The 17,323-nt window shown below is 48.2% G+C and carries 11 protein-coding genes; 5 read left to right on the forward strand and 6 right to left on the reverse strand.

What is annotated here, in order from left to right; genetic code table 11:
- The first annotated feature begins 2 nt into the window (after positions 1 to 2).
- Together IXB50_RS08155 and IXB50_RS08160 are read left to right on the forward strand one after the other, a co-directional pair.
- Positions 3 to 1,220, forward strand: coding sequence for an FAD-dependent monooxygenase (locus IXB50_RS08155; RefSeq protein WP_215608461.1), 1,218 nt, complete (start codon positions 3 to 5; stop codon positions 1,218 to 1,220).
- 131 nt (positions 1,221 to 1,351) lie between these two features.
- Positions 1,352 to 1,840, forward strand: a complete 489-nt coding sequence (locus tag IXB50_RS08160; RefSeq protein ID WP_215608462.1) for a hypothetical protein — start codon at positions 1,352 to 1,354, stop codon at positions 1,838 to 1,840.
- A 51-nt stretch (positions 1,841 to 1,891) separates the two neighbouring features.
- Here the strand turns inward: IXB50_RS08160 and IXB50_RS08165 are convergent, their stop codons facing one another.
- The 5 genes from IXB50_RS08165 to argC form a co-directional block, all read right to left on the reverse strand.
- Entirely contained in the window at positions 1,892 to 3,634 is a 1,743-nt protein-coding gene (locus IXB50_RS08165; RefSeq protein WP_215608463.1) for a DUF3747 domain-containing protein, read from the reverse strand.
- Positions 3,635 to 4,147: 513 nt separating this feature from the next.
- The gene (locus IXB50_RS08170) at positions 4,148 to 6,553 is read right to left on the reverse strand and encodes an EAL domain-containing protein (RefSeq protein WP_215608464.1); all 2,406 of its coding nucleotides are present in this window, start codon (positions 6,551 to 6,553) and stop codon (positions 4,148 to 4,150) included.
- Between the two features lie 518 nt (positions 6,554 to 7,071).
- Positions 7,072 to 11,265 carry a DEAD/DEAH box helicase gene (locus tag IXB50_RS08175; protein ID WP_215608465.1) on the reverse strand — a complete coding sequence of 1,398 codons (4,194 nt, stop codon included), beginning with the start codon at positions 11,263 to 11,265 and terminating at the stop codon, positions 7,072 to 7,074.
- A 116-nt stretch (positions 11,266 to 11,381) separates the two neighbouring features.
- Entirely contained in the window at positions 11,382 to 12,407 is a 1,026-nt protein-coding gene (locus IXB50_RS08180) for a DUF1350 family protein (protein ID WP_215608466.1), read from the reverse strand.
- A gap of 591 nt (positions 12,408 to 12,998) precedes the next feature.
- Positions 12,999 to 13,961 carry an N-acetyl-gamma-glutamyl-phosphate reductase gene (argC, locus tag IXB50_RS08185; RefSeq protein ID WP_215608467.1) on the reverse strand — a complete coding sequence of 321 codons (963 nt, stop codon included), beginning with the start codon at positions 13,959 to 13,961 and terminating at the stop codon, positions 12,999 to 13,001.
- A 110-nt stretch (positions 13,962 to 14,071) separates the two neighbouring features.
- Between argC and IXB50_RS08190 the strand changes: the two genes are divergently transcribed.
- Positions 14,072 to 15,556 carry a serine/threonine protein kinase gene (locus IXB50_RS08190; protein ID WP_215608468.1) on the forward strand — a complete coding sequence of 495 codons (1,485 nt, stop codon included), beginning with the start codon at positions 14,072 to 14,074 and terminating at the stop codon, positions 15,554 to 15,556.
- An 83-nt stretch (positions 15,557 to 15,639) separates the two neighbouring features.
- Positions 15,640 to 16,119 (forward strand): hypothetical protein, encoded by a 480-nt coding sequence (locus IXB50_RS08195; RefSeq protein ID WP_215608469.1) that lies wholly within the window; start codon positions 15,640 to 15,642, stop codon positions 16,117 to 16,119.
- A 31-nt stretch (positions 16,120 to 16,150) separates the two neighbouring features.
- Here IXB50_RS08195 and IXB50_RS08200 read toward each other — a convergent pair whose 3' ends face one another.
- Positions 16,151 to 16,951, reverse strand: coding sequence for an ion transporter (locus IXB50_RS08200; protein ID WP_246564251.1), 801 nt, complete (start codon positions 16,949 to 16,951; stop codon positions 16,151 to 16,153).
- Here IXB50_RS08200 and sipA point away from each other — a divergent pair.
- The gene (gene sipA / locus IXB50_RS08205; protein ID WP_246564253.1) at positions 16,950 to 17,279 is read left to right on the forward strand and encodes a regulatory protein SipA; all 330 of its coding nucleotides are present in this window, start codon (positions 16,950 to 16,952) and stop codon (positions 17,277 to 17,279) included. The two genes, IXB50_RS08200 and sipA, sit on opposite strands and share 2 nt — an antisense overlap.
- Positions 17,280 to 17,323: the final 44 nt, after the last annotated feature.

Below are 17,323 nucleotides of genomic sequence, written 5' to 3' on the forward strand. Positions count from 1 at the left end.
ATATGCCGAATATGGGCGTCATTATTGTTGGAGCTGGACCAGCCGGGGCAAGCCTAGCACGACTACTGACCCGTGCTGGTATTCGTGTCACCTTACTGGAACAGGAAACCACCTTCGAACGGGTATTTCGGGGCGAGGGGTTAATGCCTGCGGGTATGGATGCCCTTGAGCAAATGGGATTAGTCCCCCTGGAGAAAACAATTCCCCACCGCAGGCTAGAGTCTTGGAATATTCATCTGGGAGGCAAGGAAGTCTTTGTTATCCCGGAACCAGACTTGGGTGAGCAATCTCTCAGAATTGTTTCCCAACCGGCATTACTGCGCAAGATGGTTGATGAAGCCGCTCAATCTGATTGCTTTGAGTTTAAAGCTGACTGCCAAGTACAAGATTTAATTTGGGAAAATCACCGAGTTGTTGGTGTCAAAGTCAAAACAAACAATAGCCTCTCAGAGCTCCGTGCAGATTTAGTCATCGGCTGTGATGGTCGTGGGTCTTTAGTGCGACGGAAGGCAGGCTTAACCATCGATTTACAGCCAGACCAATATGATGTTCTGTGGTTTAAGCTCCCAGCTCCAGCACAGTTGCAAAATACTTGTCAGTTTTACCTAATGGCCAAGGCCCAGCAACATCCAGCAAGTTGTTACACCTCATGGGATGGTCAGCTGCAATATGGGTTGATCTTGCCTAAGGGGGGATTGGGGCAGTTAGGGGATGCGGACTGGCTAAGGGTTGCAGCTAGATCTGCACCTGATTGGTTGGCTGAGCATGTATTATCCCAACGAGCATCGGTCACTAAGCCCGTACGGTTAAACGTGGTAGTAGGCAGATGTACTCAGTGGTGGGTGCCAGGCATGTTGCTCATAGGAGATGCGGCCCATCCCATGTCACCTGTGAGGGCACAAGGGATTAATCTAGCCCTGCGGGATGCCATTATCGCGACCAATCATCTAGTGCCCGCCTTACGAAAGACTCCATCAGCCATTAATGAAGCCTGCGCATTAATTCAACAAAAACGACTACCAGAGGTGGTGCGATCGCAAACCCTACAGCTGCAAGAAGCCAGTGGCCTTAAAATTATTCGTTCCTCTCCTTGGAAATTGGCCATCGCCCAAAAAATCTTACCTCTAGTAGGCCAACTGCGCCTGGCCCAACAAGCCTGGCTCGCGCGCCAACACGATCTACGCTATGGATCACAACCCGTACAGCTAACGGTGGAATAAGGCTTACATAAACCTTATGGGGACTTCAGTGGTTCCAGCGATGGGACTACGTAGGTAGGTTAGGTATAAATATGCACATATGGTACATCAGTTACTGATCCGAACCATCGGTCTTTTGCGAGCATAACCTTATGCACCGATCCCAACGAAACCCTAATTTTTCCTCAACAGTTCCCTGTGATTTAGCCGTCAAAATTCTCAAACGGATTCCACCAGAACATCGCCACAGTTTTACAACAGAGCAGGTCAAAGCGTTACAAAATGCCCTGGCAGAAAAGCGGCAGAAACAACCTAATTTAAAAGTTACCCTGGGTCCTTTTTATCTATCTCTAACCGCAGGACGCTCTCAAAGGAGTACGCTCCAAAGGAGTCACCACAGCATACTCGTACCAGTGCTCTGCATGATGGTCAGTATGGTGGGAACGGGCTGCGTCGCTGGACTTATGCAATTTCGCTATGGCTACCAAGCAGCTCACGCCAACACAGCTTTTCAAACAGATGAAGAAAGCTTTCATCCCACAGTTTTGCCATTTCGTAAAAATCAGAGCAACTGTGAAAAGAATGGAGCTGCCTGGATTGATCGCGAATGTGTAGATCCTAACCACGACCCCACATTCTAGAAAATTAGGCTGTAGGGTGGGCAATGCCCATCGTTCTAAAGCACAGCCTGCTCAACGTAAGTAATCAATAATCCCTTGAGCAATAGCATCGGCAATCTTTTCACGGGCAGCATTGCTACGAAAACGAGCGGCATCCTCACGCCCAGTGATAAACCCGGTTTCTACCAAAACCGCAGGCATGGAGGTATTACGCAGCACATAAAAACGAGCTTGGCGTACGCCGCGATCGCGCAAATCAGTACTCCGCAAAACACTGCTATGAATCGACCGCGCTAAGCTGCGCCCCGAGGAATAGTAGTAAGTTTCTAAACCATTCACCTCAGGACGGCTGAGGCTAATGGCATTGGAATGAATACTGACAAATACGGTGGCATTTGCCCGCTCTGCAATATCCACCCGAGGTTGCAAGTCTAGTTCAAAATCACTATTGCGCGTCATGGCGACACGATAACCGCGCTGCTCTAAGGTGCGCTGAACACGACGAGAGATAAATAAGTTAATCTCTTTTTCCTGCAGGCCATTGCCCACAGCACCAGGATCACGACCACCATGACCAGGATCAAGCAAAATTAGCACTTCTCCACGACGGGCAGGCGTAGTGGGTGATGGACTCGGTGATGGGCTAGCAACAGTCCCCGTTGTTTGTACAATTCGAGCATCCAGCCCCGCACCTTGCAATCGACGCTGTAGATTATTGGCTCGTGATTGTTCACGAAAACGCCCAGCTTGAATCACGGATTGACCATTAACGGTCGTACGAAATGCACCGGATTCGACGGCATTAACCCGCGATCGCAAAATACTAGAACTACCTGGCACAATCACCTGGTAGGCAACATCACCCGATGGGGTAGTGGGGGTAGGTCTAGTTGGGGTATTAACTCGAGCTGTTTCAACAATTTGAGCCGAAAGACCTGCCTGGGTCAATCGTTGGCGGAGCTCATTGGCTCGAGACTGCTCCCGAAATCGACCAGCTTGGATCACAGCTTGGCCATTGACTGTAGTACGAAATGCACCGGGTTCAACAGAATTAACCCGCGATCGCAAAATGTTAGAGCTACCTGGCACAATCACCTGGTAATCAACATTAGAATTGTTCCCTGGTGCAGGACTGCCTGGACGGGGTAAAGGGCGACCACTGCTAGGGGGTGTGGGTAATGATGGCGTGGGTGTGGGCCTCGGTGTCGGTGTCGGCGTACTTGGACTGGCACCGGATGAGGCGATCACAGCATCCAAAGATTGACTATTAGACAGATAGATATGCCCTAGGGTCTGACCGTTGTACACTCGCCGGGCCATCGTCCAACCAGCATCCAGTTCAATTTTGACAAAGTCGTTAGTAATCCCACTGGATCGGCCTAATTCTAATTTTGGCAATCCTCGCTGCAGCGGACTCGGCGAGGCCACTAGAACCAATACATCGCCTCGTTTTTCCACCTGTAGACGATAGCGCGAGCCCAGATCCTCTCCAGCAATACGGACAGAGTAACCATTGCTATCGGAACTCCGTCCGCAGATCCCGGTAAAGTCAAACGTCAGTAGCAGCGGATTGATTGTCGTTGGACTTCCCCCCTGCTCCTGCCAACATCGCCTGACTGAGCTGATTTGCTCAATAATCAACAGTTTATAAAATCGGCCATTGCTGACAGGCTCTGCCACAGCAACAACCCGATCATTAGCAATGGGTTGCTGACCAAACTGAGCAGCTGCAGCAACGGATGGCAGCAGCATAGCTGCACCGGACGTAACCGCAACAGCCGACAATGTAGTGAGTTGACGAAGAAGTGATTTCATATCCCAGGGAATAGCGCGTAGGAGGGGAACTATCTAATGGTTACGAATAGACAACAGACTAAGGGGCTATGGGATCTCTGTCTATGGTTGTCTATCGATACCTATTCGTTGACCCAATTGGATACAGCCTCAGTGATTGTTTCAACCTAGTCCACGTCCAGAACTGAAGTTTTACCGTAGAGGAATCTACAGATTTCAACTTGGATATGAGCAAGCCTTATAAACTAAAGCCAATTGAGTGCACCAATGTTTTAATGCATCAAGACATTGACAATACGAACTATATGCAGTTATCCGGCAAAGGTTGCCCATTCGGTTAGAAACTATATCAGTTCATCAGCTGTCCGCGCTTTGATTTGCCTGTGAGCTATTAAAAACCACCTGCATGACAACGGTTACAGACATTTAAGTGTGGAGCTTCCAGGGCTGTCACAGCTTGCTCGATGTTGCCTACACATCGTCCTCACGTAGCTTTATCGATTTTTTAAGATATGTTTTGCTGACACGACACTGCTAGCACCAAAAAGAAGGACGACTGATTCCATAGCCTTGGACAAAGTCGATCCCAATGGTTTGTATTTTGGCCAAAATTGCTTCATTTTCTACGGATTCAGCAATGGTTTGTAGCCCCATAACATGTCCAACCCGATGAATAGACTCAATAATGGCCTGAGTCGTCGAGTCAGATAGAATCGTTTGAGTAAAATCACCATCAATTTTTAGAAAATCAACCGGCAAGGCTTTTAGATAAGCAAAGGAAGACATCCCACTACCAAAATCATCTAACGCAAAGCGACATCCCAAACGGTTAAGTGCTCGAATAAAGGACGTTGCACATTCAAAATCAGCAATTGCCGCTGTTTCCGTAATTTCAAAACAGATACGGTTAGGAGGCACTCTAAATCTCTCAAACTGGGCTCTAACAAACTCAAGAAACTGCTCATCATTAAGACTCGTACCCGACAAAACCTTATCCACAGGGTTAATGGCAGGTTCTCGGGTTGTTTCGTTAATGATTTTAAAGACCTCAGCAAGGGGACGCCCACGGACAGTTTGGGTAGTCCATCCAGTCATGACTTCAGCAACTGGATTGAGATAATGGACATTGCCATGAGCATCCGTCGTAATCACAGCGTCCCCGATGGAATCCAGAGTGACTTGGGCCATTTCTTTTTCGGCCTCTAGTGCTTCCTCCAGGCATTTGCGCTCCGTGATATCGGTAATGGTACCAACATGGCCGATCAGAGAACCATGGCTGTCATACTCAGCAACCGCTTGACCAAACACCCAGGTCACTATGCCATCAGGTGTTTGAAAGCGATACTCGGATTGAAAGGGTTGGTCAGTTTGAGCCGCTTGATACCATTCCTGGAATACTCGATCTTGATCGTCTGGATGAATCGCTGCAGACCATCCTGGCCCTAAGGCCTCCTCCAACCCGATACCCGCAATGTCGCACCAACGTTCATTCACATAGACACAATCACCCTGTTGATCGGTACGAAAAATGCCTACAGGGGAAGTGGCGGCTAGACTAGCGAAGTGATTTTGACTTGCTTCTAGTTCGATTTCTATGCGTCTGCGATCGCTAATATCGCGCCCTTCCGGAATAATCAAGATCACCTCACCCGCATCATTGACCACTGGCCGCAGGGAAAAGTCAATAGTAATGATTTGATCGTCAGCCCCCAAAACATCCACTTCATAGCGAATGAATTCTCCCTGGGCCGCCCGCTCAATGCTCGATTGTAGCTGGCTTTGAGTAGTCGAAGATAAGCCCCACCAGGAGGCTTGCCAAAAGGGTCGACCAACCACATCTTCACGCCTTAATCCACCAAACTTCAAACTTGTCTGGTTGGCTTCGATCAGAGTGCCATCTACCTCTAAAAGTCCAATAAACTGAAATGTATGATCAAAAATAGCCCGAAACCGAGTTTCACTCGTTTTCACTTGCTGCTCCAACAGGGAGGCTTCTGATTCCAGTAACTCCAGACGCTGATCTCGTAACCGATGCACCTCCTCTCGTAGGGCTTGAATGGTGTTGTACATTTCTGCCGGATCCAGGGCCGACAAGAGACTTGTTTGTGTCACCAGACCACATAGAACATCCTTATCAGCAACAACTAAACGACGCACACCTATGGTTTGCATTGTTTGCTGAATCATCCACAGGGTATCTTGGGGCGCAACACATTCCAGGGGAGCACTCATTACAGCGCCAGCAACCAGATCAGCTAAATCCAGGTTTTGGGCCTGCAGTTTCACAATGTCACGCTCGGTAATAATGCCAATTGGCTTTTGAGGATTGTCTGGATCGCTGGTCTCAAGAATGACAACACAACTCACTCGATGGGCTGCCATTAGCTGTGTGATCTGCAACAGACACGTCTCAGGAGAAGCCGTCACAACAGTGTTAGACATCACTTCATTCACCCGTCTGAGACGCAATAGATCAGATGCCTGCAGTGACTGGCGCAAGCTGGTATGGGTAACTACACCAAGGAGCTGCTCCTGGTCATCTAGCACAGGTAAATGTCGAACACGGTGTCGCCTGAGAAGAGAGGCCACGCCAAATGGATGATTTAACTCCGCAACAGAAATCGTGATGGGATGAGGGGTCATCACATCGGCAATAGTAAACGTACCTAAATCTATCCCCTGAGCAATATTCTTAACAACATCTCGTTCCGTAAAAATACCGAGTAATTGTCCCTCTGACATCACCAGGCAATAGCTGGTTGCACGAGGCGTTTCAGTAGATTTTCCTTCGGGTTGGCTAGCCTTTCCCTGAGACATCCAATCTAAAACCTGATTGATGGCAGTCTTGGGTTTTACGATCAGAGGAGCTTGCTCAAATTCAACTCGATGAACCGAACTATTAGTCGCTTCGATAGAGGACTCATTATTTACGGCATCCATATGCACCAAATATTTTAATCAAATATGTCAAGCAAAATATTAGAAAGAAACCATGGGCTTATTTCTAAAAGAAGATAAGCCCCTAGACTCTTTTAATGTCCTAAATCAAGGGGGAATTACTCCCTCAAACTATTACCTTTAGTTGATTAAGCTATGATCCCAAGTGCATTATTTTGAGAACCCTGGTTGAATCATCATTATTAATATTGCTGACAGGCTTATCAATTCAAACTATTGATCTTTAGATCAGGCATGACGTTGACTTAATTGATAAGTGTCTTAAAGAGTTCGCATCTACTGGTAAGGGTACACCATTTTTTATGGACAAGGGTATAAAAGCTTACTGGCGAGACAAGAACCTGATCGGGTTGAATCCTTTTTTCTCAAAGGAATTGATCGATATTTTTGTTACAAAAACAAACGTACGTTTGGCTGACCACATTTCAAATCACCAGGCGTTCCTCAAGATAACCTGCTTAATCGTGAATTCAGAAAAACATCACCCCAAACTCGCTCATTTATACCTCACTCATGAGCTTAAGTAAGGCATCGGTGGAAAGCTTGCCACTAATATCCGAGCCTTCTAAAAGACTATCGGCAAGATCTCGTTTCTTGTTATGTAGTTCCACAATTTTCTCTTCGATCGTACCTCTAGTCACTAGACGATAGATTGTTACCGGACGCGTTTGACCAATACGGTGGGCCCGATCTGAGGCCTGATCTTCTACGGCTGGATTCCACCATGGATCCATATGAATAACATAGTCTGCTGCTGTCAGGTTTAGGCCAGTACCCCCTGCTTTAAGGCTAATTAAGAATACATTGCCTTCACCGGACTGAAATGCATCGACTCGCTTTTTACGTTGTTTGGCTGGAGTACTGCCGTCTAGATATTGATAGGTGATTTTTTGGTCATCTAAGTACTGCCGCAAAATAGTCAAGTGATCGACAAACTGGCTAAATACCAATGCTTTATGGCGATTACTGAGTAATTCTTCTAGGACTTCGCCAAAAAGCTGTAGCTTAGCACTTGTGGTGGCCATTTCTGGCATAACTAATTGTGGATTACAACACATGCGTCGAAGACGGGTGATTTCAGCCAGGACTTGTAGATGTTTGGCTCCGGCTTTGGCATTAGTATTGGTGAGTTTTGCGATCGCATCCCGTCGCAGGGCCTCATACAAAGCCTTCTCCTCCCCACTCAGCTCCACATGCAGGGTAATCTCGGTGCGTGAGGGCAACTCATCTAACACCTGGGTCTTAGTCCGCCGCAGCATAAAGGGCTGAATCAGCTTCTTCAACTGCAGTCGCGCCTGCTTATCTTGATAGCGCTCAATGGGCGTAGCAAACCGCTGATTAAACTTATCCAAAGAGCCCAAAAGCCCCGGATTAATAAACCGAAATAAATTCCACAATTCTCCTAAATGATTTTCAATAGGCGTTCCCGTGGTAATAACCTTAAACCCACTTTTGAGCTTCATGGCGGCTTGGGAGCGTTTGGTAGCGCTATTTTTAATCGCCTGGGCCTCATCTAAAACAATGGTTTGCCAATCGACCTCTGCCAACAAGTCTGCCACGTCTGGCTGTTGTAACAGACCATAGCTACACACCAATAAATCAAAGCCACTCAGCTGATCAACAACAGCTTGGCGGTCGCCACTGCCAAACTGCATCACATTTAGCGTCGGGGCAAACCGCTGCGCTTCACTCACCCAATTGGCACCAACGCTAGTGGGAGCGATCACCAGCGTCGGCCCATCCGGAGCGCGCAGCAAGATCACGGCGAGGGCCTGCAAGGTTTTCCCCAACCCCATATCATCAGCTAAGCAAGCGCCCACACCCCAGTGAGCCAGTTGCGCTAACCATTGAAAACCCTCTTGCTGATAATCACGCAACTCCGCCTGAAGCGTTGAGGGAACTTCTGGAACAACGGTTTTGGATTCTTTGAGCTTTTTAATGTGAGACTTCCAGTTTTTATCCGCTTTGAGCTGCCCCACCTCATCCAGGGTTTCCTCTAAAGCTAAAGCCGCCAGAGGATGAAAGCGAGCGCCTTTGCCATGACGTTCTGAATAGGCCCGAAACTCATCCAAGCGATTGCGAAAAGCCTGAGTCAGAGCTAAAAACTGACCGTCACCAATGGGGACAAATCGACTGGATGTTTGATCTAATAGTGATAGCAGAGCCTGCATATCCATCACATTGCCATCATCTAGCTCTAGCTCCCCACTCACCTCAAACCAATCCTGTTCTTGCTTGATATGGAGCCGCCAGCCATCAATGCCAGCCTTATTTCGAATCTTGAGTTTCTCTCCCTCGGGCCATTCCAAGATAATATTTTCTTCAACAGCTTCAAGCTGCAACAATAGCTCTAGACAGGTTTCAGGTTCATCTAAAATCCACTCTCCGCCAGCCTCCTCTCCCGATTGCAGAGCCGGGCATGCCTGCTGCACATCCTGCGCCAGTCGTTTTTCCATCGCTAAATCCCGAGTCGCTTGGGAGCGCTTACCATCAATCTCAGCAATCACTGTCTTACGACCAGTACCAGGCGGATAATAAGTACCCGAATTGGGAAAAGGCCGGGTCAACATCGATAGCTTTAAGCCATCCCCCGCAGGCATGAGGTGAATATGGGGTTTAGCATCGGCTTCGATCGCGTCCACATCATCCATATCACCACCGATATCAGAATGAATGGTGACTAAGCTGGATACCGACTGAATCGCCGCCAGCACCTGATCCTGACCGGCGGCAGGCACAGTCAGCTGATTACGTTTACCTAAGATCTCAGCAATTTTCTGATGTTCAGATGTCACCTCCAACACCTTGATTCGGGTTGGAGTTTCTTTAACCAGGGTAATGCCCTCTCCGGGGCTAATAGCGGGCTCCATATGCAGCGTTAGGGAGCCATCCCCCCCCTGCTCCACGACAAGCTCTGGTGTAGCCGCAACAATCTCCACACGGACCGTAGGAGACTCTTCCCAAAACACAAGCGGATGGCCCGCTAGAGCCTTGACAGCATCACGATTGAGGCTATATTGGGTACCAGAATAATAATCATATTTGATGTGGTTACAAGCTTGGAGATCCTGCGGTGTGAGATAGTCAAACTCCGCAGGATTTTTGGCCAGCCGACTGAGAGCAATCACCCGTCCTTTGGTCCAGGTCCCCTTGGCACTTAGCTTTTGTTCCTTTGGCTGTAATAGCCAGTGTTTGGTATACAGGGTCAAAAACCATGCAAGTCGCCGTTCGCTTTTTACGCTGTGCTTGGCAGTTGCCCCAGCAACATTGGTCAAAGCTTTTAGGCTAAGTTCCCAAGTACTATGGGGTTGCAGGGTATCGACAATCGAAACACTCTGTCGCTGATGAAGCCATTCCCCATAGTCACTGTCAGGCACTAAACGATGCAACATCTCAGCGGCTTCGGTCGCCAACCAATGTAACCCAGCGTCATTGGCCTGCTCTGCAAAAAATGCCAAAGGACGTGGCAATGTAGCTCTGGCCTCATCTAGATCTAGCCAGTAGAGACAGAGCATACTAAAAAACATGCCAAAACTGTCATTTGGATCATCTCTATAACATTCGATCATTTCCAATAATCGCTGGCGAACAGAGAGCTGACCCTGATGTAGAACTGTGATTTCATGCAACAATCTGTAGGCATTACTCAAGTAACCCGAACTTTGCATCAGGGGAGTGCTCAGGGTAATTGCTTGCTTGAGGTGCTTAGGCTCTCCAGATTTGAGGAGGGCCAACATATAAAACAAGCCAGCGATACCACCAATAACAGCTTTTTTATTTACCTGTTTGCGGGCCAGCTTGGTAGCAGTCGCATAGTAATCAAGCGAGAGTTTAGTTTCTCCCAGCAACAGTGCCAGAGTCCCTCGTAACGCTGTCCCATAAACTTGGGATTGTTCGTCAACAATTTTATCTAGTATTATTTCAGCATCAGCAAAACGATTGCGTAAAAGGTATTGCTCTACCAACAAAACGTTAAACTCACCTGCACTTTCAGCATGGTTCTCCACAAGCTGCAATAGCTGATCGGCAGGTTCTAACATTGATGTTGCTTCCACGAGAAGCATTTTCAACACGATGCCATAGTGCTCTACAGACAGCGTACTGAGCCACTCTGCATCAAATGGATTGTTGACTACATCTAGGAGAAAATCTTCTAGGGCAACGGGTGAAGCATAATAGTTGTAATTGCTGTAATCGAGAAACAGCTGTGGTAGCGCGTCATAATCGCGATCATAAAGAGCTAGACGTGCTTCTCGATAAAGTTCATCATTGGAGCGACAAATATGGCGGATGCGATTTACGCGTCCAACATGGTTACGACGGGGATGAAATATGCTCGTCACCGCCTGACGCATTAGCTCATACGTGTCGAGCTTAACGGCATCCCGAGTCACCATTTCCACGATCAGGGGATCACACTGGGGCAGATGCCCTGCGCCATAGATCAGTAACTTGTCCTCAATCAGGCTAACAATCTGCGGCTTGAGATTACCAGAGGTGATTTTTTTACCGGTTTTAGTCGTGATGCCAATGTAGTTGAGAGCAGCGACAGTATTGGCAATAGTCGTAGGGCCGTAAAAAACTGAAAGGAGTTGAACAATACTTTTGCGTAAGGGTGACTGCTGCTGATAGGTATTGAAGAGCCGAGATTGCAGCTCTTCAAATTCAATTTCATCATCTATCCAGCTATCCATCTGACTTACCAAATTAAGCTCACCTAAACGGTTAATTATATAGGCTAGCGCTGGTTAACAGGTACTCTGAAGGATAGCTTAAGAGATGGAATTATGACAGTGCGGCAGAACTGTGCTTAAGCGGCGATGGAGCGTCGGTCGCTCGCCCTACAGTTGGACTGACGCGAAACCGACGCAGGCTGATGTCGCAGACGCTGGAGAAAGGTTAAGGACTTGGACTCTAGATCACGATGCGTCAGGGGCTGAATAAACTTATCCAGTGGATTCATATCTACGACACATTGTCCAAGCTGCAGTCCAACCACCTCTGAATGATTGCCCTTCAATAACCGTCGCCGAATATGGGGCTGCTCCTGCATGAGCTGTTGGCAGGTATCGGCTGCAATGCGATCGCGGGCAAACTGAAGTAACCCCGTCAGATGAAATAACTGACTGTGCTCAATCAACTGATGGGTTTGCTCAACAGTCGGATAAATCGTGATCCGCCTGCCAAAGAACCGTTCTAAAAACTTGACCGGAATAGCACCGTTTAAATCAGTCACCACAGGAGCTAACAATAAAGAAGCCTCATCCATGATGGAAGGCTGCCCATAGTCAACCGTCTGCCCCGTCAGCTGCAGAATCCGTTGCTCTAAAGATCGTAAGTTATTTTGAAGAGCAGCTAACCCAGTTTGCAACTGCCGGATCTGACGATTCTGCGTAGCTAAATCTTGCCCCAATATCTGGAAATGCTTTTCCAATACTTCCATTGGCGAGCTCAACACTTCCAACAGAGTCACGTACTTACAACCGAGGCCATGTCCTATCCAGGTATAGTTAGTCACATCCAGATAAACGCCTGGATCATAGCCTTTGGCGACAGCGGCCTCGATCATCGCACCGCGTACAGCATAGTGTTCCTCTAAAAGATCAAGGGCAACAGACCAGTGATCAAGCGTAAAGCGAAACGGAAAGGACACAACCGTATAGCCAGCTTCAAAGAGACTTTTTAGAAAATGACGATAGGTCATTGTCGGAAATGTCCCCAGTAGCGTTGTGCCGACAAATTGAATCACGCCCTTGGGCCGGGGATGAAGTGCAACCCAACTATGGGAATACGGTAGGCATTTGAATTGAGCAGCACTTGGTAAGGATAAATCCATAATAAACGTGATTTCTGCCGTTGCTGATTTGAGGTGTAAATCGCGCGATTAATCCAGCCATAAATCCGATCCTGAGCGATGACAATGATGCCAGGGATCAGTGACATCCAATTTCCTGCAGGCTTCTAGCCTGACTCCCCACGCAGTCAGGATTTCCTGGCTAAAATTGATACCCCTTCTGATCCATACTCTATCGTTATTCATAATTCCGGACAGTTAGCTGAAACCAAGAGTACCCAAGTGGGTACTACCCAAATGCCCTCTGGCTCAGCCATAGTGGCAACAGCTTACATCGAGAGAAAAAATACTACTCGGTACTGTAGGTATATCAAAAACAGCCTGCATGGTTGATGCCAAAATGTTACAAGCAGTTGTTTTTTAAACAACATTTTTGAGCATCATATCCCAGGTCATTTTGATATACCACGTAAGCTGATATCAGGGATTGGGAGAGAAAATCCTCTCCTAGTTTTCTTGCGGTTTCGTAAGAGTCCGTGTCTTCCACAGTGGGAATTAAGTCTCTAAGCGAGGAGTGGCTAGTAACTAGCGACTCCTCTTTTGTATTTTCTCGCCCTGCCCAAAGAAAACGACCTAGCCCAACCCCATATGTTCCGGCAAACCCAACATAATGTTCATATTTTGGACAGCGGCTCCTGAGGCTCCTTTACCTAAATTATCTAACCGAGCCGCAACCAGGACTTCATGGGTATCGTCATTAGCAAAGACAAACAACTGTACTTGATTGGTACCGTTGGCAGTCTTGGTATCTAGAAATTTGCGATCGCGCAGCGCTTCAGCATCACCTAACCCATTCACCTGAATAAACGGCTCCGAACCATAATAGTCAGCCAGTACCTCCCACACCTGCTGCCCTGTCGGTGGATGATCCAAAGTCCACAAGGGTAAGGGCACCTGCACTAACATACCTTGCTCAAAAGCCCCAACTGCCGGTAAAAACAACGGTGCATGGGCTAACCCTGAATACTGATGCATCTCCTGCACATGCTTGTGGCCAAAGGTAAGACCATACACCCCATAGGGATAATCAGGTTCAGACTCATCCTGATACCCGGCATAGGCCTCCATCAACTTACGGCCACCACCGGAATACCCAGAAATCGCATTGATGGTCACCGGAAAACTAGCAGGAATTATCCCAGAGGCCACCAGTGGTTTGATCGCAGCCAAGAAGCCCGTGGGATAGCACCCCGGATTACTGACTCGATAGGCTTTGGCAATAGCATCCCGCTGCCCTGGGGCTAGTTCTGGAAATCCATAGGTCCAATTGGGGTGGGTACGATGGGCCGTGCTCGCATCCAAAATTTTCACGGTGGGACTGGAGACTAGATCGACCACTTCACGGGCAGCCGCATCGGGAAGACAGAGAATAGCCACGTCCACAGTATCAATCAGGCGAGCGCGTTCCGCCACATCTTTACGCTTGGCGGGATCAATACTCACGACAGTAACCCCCTCGCACTGAGCTAGCCGTGAATAGATCTGCAACCCAGTTGTACCCGCTTCCCCATCAATAAAAACCCTGGGCTTAACCATATCGCAACTCCCTGTCAATCCCTCTAAGCACTGGGTGTCATTCTAAACCCGCTACCTCTACTATTCAATCGGGCATGCTGATGGATGACAGGCGACATAGCAACAGTTCCATGGTTTCCACCAGCACTTTACAACAGCCCCGATTACACAATCGTTACAGCATCCAACAAACGTTAGGGGCACGACTTGGACGGAGAACCTTACTAGGCTACGACCACAGCCGCAACTGTCAGGTTGTGATCAAATATCTATGCTTTGATGATCCACTGCAGCCGTCCGACACAAAACGCTTCCATGAAGAGATAACAGTCCTCAAAATCCTGGACCATCCAGCCATTCCCACCTACCTAGACAGCTTTGAAATCAACGAACATGGATACGTTGGTCTCATGTTGGTGCAAGCCTATATCGACGGGCAATCACTCTATGCGGTGATCAATGAGCAGAAAACCCTGGCTGAGCCAGAGATACGGGATTTAGCACGTCAGATCCTGGACATTCTTGACTATCTGCATAACCAACGGCCCACTATCATTCACCGCGACATCAAACCCAGCAGCTTGGTCCTCAGTCAAACCTCTAATACCACTCCAGGAAAAGTATACCTGGTAGATTTTGGCCTAGTACAGCGGGCTGGCACCACGGAGGGAATCGGAGAGGAACCTATTTTAATTTCTGGCACCCCTGGATATCGTCCCCCGGAACAGTTGGGGGATAGAGCAGTCCCTGCGACTGATCTTTATAGTCTTGGGGCCACCCTAGTACATCTAGCGACGGGACAACATCCTAATCAATTGCCTCAACGGGGATTACGCATATTATTTGGGCAAGAATTGGGGCATATGAGTCGATCTCTCAAGGCCTGGTTACGTTGGCTGACTCAGCCCAAGCAACATAAGCGACCGCTATCAGCTCAGGCTGCTATCCAAGGATTAGCACAAGCCGATAAAATCTTTGTGCCATCTCACAACCATCTTTCCCTAGGTAACCTCAGCCAACGCTTTCAACGAGCGTTCCTAGAAACGATGGCTCCCGCAGACACGCAGCTAAAGATTTTTGAATATAGCCAAACCTTAGAGGTCGTCTTGCCGCCCCAAGGCTGGAAAACCAAACCGTTCTGTTTAGCATTTCTCCAAACAATGACGGGGGTAGTGGGAACATGGCTAATTTTCCAGAGCTTTCGATACTTTTGGCCTCAGCTAATCGGATTTTGGCAACATCTCTTGGCTATCGTGGTTAGTTGGGGATGGACTCACCTGAGCCTACGTTTTGGATACCAAGGATTTAAGCGCACACTCACCACACTTTTCCAGCAGGTCAGTATTCAGCTATTGCCAGACATTATTCTACTGGGCTACCGAGTTCCTTGCCGTCCCGTAGATTATCAGATCAACACCTATAAACAGGATATCGAAGATATTGATCTCCAACCTGGAGGGTCAACCATAACGTTTCACCTACGCAATAACCGCACCGTCATGGGCAAATTGGAATATGTGCTTCCTGCCTTAGATCTGGGCTTAACTCCATCAGAAATTAGTTGGATCAACAATATTTTGCAGCTTTGGCTAAAACATAAGGCCCCTTCGGTGTAACCCTCTCGGGATAGACATCTTCAGGCCCCTTCTCTACCCCTAGTCACCTAAACTGGTTAAATCCCTGTAACTTACTGGTCACTATGCCCCAGTTTGCCACCGCTCAAGATCAGCGCTATGCCCAGGCGCTGATGCAGCCTGCCCTAATTCGCATCATCGATAATATTCGTAAGCAACTAGAGGCCTCTGACTGGAAGGGCTCCTATCGTGATGATATGCGCTGGCCTGCAGAGGCTACAGCTGAACAAAAACAACAATATCTGGCCCTTCAAGATATGCTCGAAACGGCTACTCCAGAGGAGTATGACCAAATTCAAGCAGCCCTTTCTCAGCTACCGTCTCCCGAGCATCTATATACCCTATGCCTCACCAAAGAGGAACAGCAGCAGGAAATCGATGTTTGGCAACTTTGCTATCGGTTGTGTAATGCGACAGACACTATCGATGAACCAATCACAATCGATACCCAGTTGCTAGATTTAGAAATCGGCGAGGTCAACTGGATTACCCTGGATCAAAAGGCAAAACGCTTGGTAGAAAAGGCTTTTCAGTCACTGGTCTAGCGTCTGCACCAAAGAACAAGGGACAAAAACCCTACGAAGCCTTGCCATTGGGCAGTCTAGTGCCACAACGGCGACAATACACTGCATCCGCCTCATGGCTGGAGAGGCCACAGCTCTCACAGTGAATGGCATTCACCATTTGTATCCGGTTAATATTTTGAATCAAACTGCCCACCTGACTAGGGATAAGGGCAATACCAGTCAAAATCATCATGACGGTCAAGGTGCGTCCGGCTTCGGATACCGGGGTGACATCGCCATAGCCGACGGTGGTCATGGTGACCACGGCAAAGTACATAGCATCAAGAAAGGTCCCAAATACCTTAGGGTCAATGGGATGTTCAACTTGATAGATCGCCCCCGAGTAGATAAAGACGATCGAAAATAGGGTGAAAATAATGCGGGCAATTATCAGCCCCTCACGCCCTAGCCAGCGATCTTCTTCTAAAAATCGGGCTAGCTTGAGAATGCGTAACCAGCGGATCAGTCGGAGCGATCGCGTATCGAACACCCCCGCCAGCACTGGCAAAATCGCCACCAAATCCACAATGGCATAGGGACTGATGGCGTAACTTAGTGGTCGCTCAGCCGCCCACAGCCGAATGCCATACTCCAACACAAATATGACTAGAATCAGCCAATCTAGAAGCGTGAGGGCGGTGTTTACGACTGGAGACAGAGGATAGGTTTCCGCAACAAATAAGCCTGCTGAAATCAGGATAAAAGCTGCGATCGCAATATTCACCCCCAGCCCCAACCCTGTTGCAGCCTCTTCCAATTCAGCCCGTACCCGTTGCCGCAGCGTTGTCTCAGATTGCCCAGCCACCATCATGCAGTTAAGTATCTATCTTGATGAGTTTTACACGCCGCAGTTGACGCTGACTCACCAAGTCCCCCAAACTCAGGAAACAAACACCAAAGAAAAAACTTTTTTCATGGCCGATAAGCTATTTACAGTGGGAGATCTCGTCACCGTCACCACGCAGCCCCCTTACCTCAAAACTGCTGACCCTATGCCCATGCTGCGACCTCCCGATCTAGTCACCCTGGGCGAAGAAGGGACCGTCCTCGAACAAAAGCTTGGTGGCTATTGGGCCGTAAAGTTTGAACGCGGCTCATTCTTAATCGATGGGCGTTACATTGATCGAGTAGCCGATTAATATCGACCCAATCCAAAATCAAAACCCAGAAAAAATAAATATCC

Origin of the sequence: Leptothoe spongobia TAU-MAC 1115, from assembly GCF_018739885.1 — a bacterium.
Classification (GTDB): Bacteria; Cyanobacteriota; Cyanobacteriia; order Phormidesmidales; family Phormidesmidaceae; genus Leptothoe; species Leptothoe spongobia.

Bases quoted from the DNA above. Each gene is read 5' to 3' on its own strand.
- IXB50_RS08165 (WP_215608463.1), bottom strand. From the start codon at position 3,634: ATGAAATCACTTCTTCGTCAACTCACTACATTGTCGGCTGTTGCGGTT.
- argC (WP_215608467.1), bottom strand. From the start codon at position 13,961: ATGGTTAAGCCCAGGGTTTTTATTGATGGGGAAGCGGGTACAACTGGG.
- IXB50_RS08190 (WP_215608468.1), top strand. From the start codon at position 14,072: ATGGTTTCCACCAGCACTTTACAACAGCCCCGATTACACAATCGTTAC.
- IXB50_RS08200 (WP_246564251.1), bottom strand. From the start codon at position 16,951: ATGATGGTGGCTGGGCAATCTGAGACAACGCTGCGGCAACGGGTACGG.
- IXB50_RS08195 (WP_215608469.1), top strand. From the start codon at position 15,640: ATGCCCCAGTTTGCCACCGCTCAAGATCAGCGCTATGCCCAGGCGCTG.
- sipA (WP_246564253.1), top strand. From the start codon at position 16,950: ATGCAGTTAAGTATCTATCTTGATGAGTTTTACACGCCGCAGTTGACG.
- IXB50_RS08170 (WP_215608464.1), bottom strand. From the start codon at position 6,553: ATGGATGCCGTAAATAATGAGTCCTCTATCGAAGCGACTAATAGTTCG.
- IXB50_RS08175 (WP_215608465.1), bottom strand. From the start codon at position 11,265: ATGGATAGCTGGATAGATGATGAAATTGAATTTGAAGAGCTGCAATCT.
- IXB50_RS08155 (WP_215608461.1), top strand. From the start codon at position 3: ATGCCGAATATGGGCGTCATTATTGTTGGAGCTGGACCAGCCGGGGCA.
- IXB50_RS08160 (WP_215608462.1), top strand. From the start codon at position 1,352: ATGCACCGATCCCAACGAAACCCTAATTTTTCCTCAACAGTTCCCTGT.
- IXB50_RS08180 (WP_215608466.1), bottom strand. From the start codon at position 12,407: ATGGATTTATCCTTACCAAGTGCTGCTCAATTCAAATGCCTACCGTAT.